This window comes from Clostridium frigidicarnis (assembly GCF_900111985.1).
Classification (GTDB): domain Bacteria; phylum Bacillota; class Clostridia; order Clostridiales; family Clostridiaceae; genus Clostridium_Z; species Clostridium_Z frigidicarnis.
The window spans coordinates 1-1,381 of sequence record NZ_FOKI01000105.1 but is presented as its reverse complement, the minus strand read 5'-3'; the positions used below and the strand labels follow the sequence as shown (position 1 = coordinate 1,381).

General features: G+C 28.0%; 1 pseudogene. It reads right to left on the bottom strand.

What is annotated here, in order from left to right:
- Positions 1–58 precede the first annotated feature (58 nt).
- Positions 59–1,261 (bottom strand): annotated as a pseudogene (locus BM119_RS19475) (IS701 family transposase).
- Positions 1,262–1,381 lie beyond the last annotated feature (120 nt).

Here is a 1,381-nt window from a genome sequence, read left to right as displayed (position 1 = left end):
AACTATAATAGTGCATTTTTACTTGAATAATTTTACAGTTAAATAACTAATGAGATTCCTAAGCTATTTTTAGCAACTTTAAGATTTTTTGTACCGGCTCGCCGTTTTCGGCTGCGGTATAAATCCAAATAACTTGAGATTTTCTTAAATCATTTTGGGCTAACTTCAACCCAGTGTTAAAGTGAAAGGATTCATTTGAATATAACTTACAATAAGTATATGTTATTATCATTACTATAAGGTATCTAGTAATACTTGTTTCACTTCTAACTTGATAGTTATCTAGTCCAAGATAGTTTTTACAATCTCTAAAGAATGGCTATATTGCCCATCTATCTATATAGTGAGTTAAAATTTCTAAAGGAGTTAATGATGTATCTAAAGAAATAAATGTTTTGAAAGAACCTTCGTTTTGAAATAATTTTTTTGGATAACTTAAAGTTATTGAAACACTTTTTATATCATTTAAATTTCCAATGTAATTATAAATATAGTATTCTTGGTCTTTAACTGTGACTAGGTCAAAGTCCTTTATATTTAAACTCATAGCAAATTTATGCAATTTAATTCCTAGTCTTTCATGCCCTTTAGGATATATAACTCTATTAGTTTTAAGCGCACCAATATAGCTGTAACCAGCTTTCACAGTAGCATTAAAGATAGCTTTACAACTATACCAACTATCACACAAAACATAACCTTTAGTAATTGGCTTAGGAAGAGAATTAATTAATTCTACAGATATATCTATTTTACTTATTTTATCCTTATCATAAATTCTTATAGCATAAGGTAACACTAACCCATCACATGAAAGTAATGCTACAAGTAATTGATGTCCATATACAACTTTTCCTTTAAGATGTGAATTATGAAAAGAACACTTTTCTATTGTGTTCACAGCCTTTGACGAGGGCTTTGTCTTTTCAGAAATTGTATCATCAATTATTAGATATATTGGTTTATTTGACTCTTTAGATTTATTCCAGATAAGATCTACATTCTTTGATTCTAAAGAGTTCATAAGAAGTTCTTCATTCCAAGTGCTCTTGGAAAAGAACCTAGCTATACTAGTTCGATGCTTTTTCGAAGCGAGCTCCGCTATATCGGACACCTTACCATTATAACCTTTTAAAACCATAGCATTCATAGTGCTTTGTAAGTGATTTAGTTGAGGCTTAGTTAGATATAAATCAAAATTTAATTCTTTTAAAAGTTTGTGTAATGATAATTCATTTGATATAATTGAGTTCATAAACATTTATGCATATCTTTTATGTTGTATTTTGTGTAGTGACTTAATTATAACAAGTATTTTGCGTAAATGTTTTTTATTCTATTTAATTGTAAAATTATTGAAGTGTTTTTGCACCATTATAGA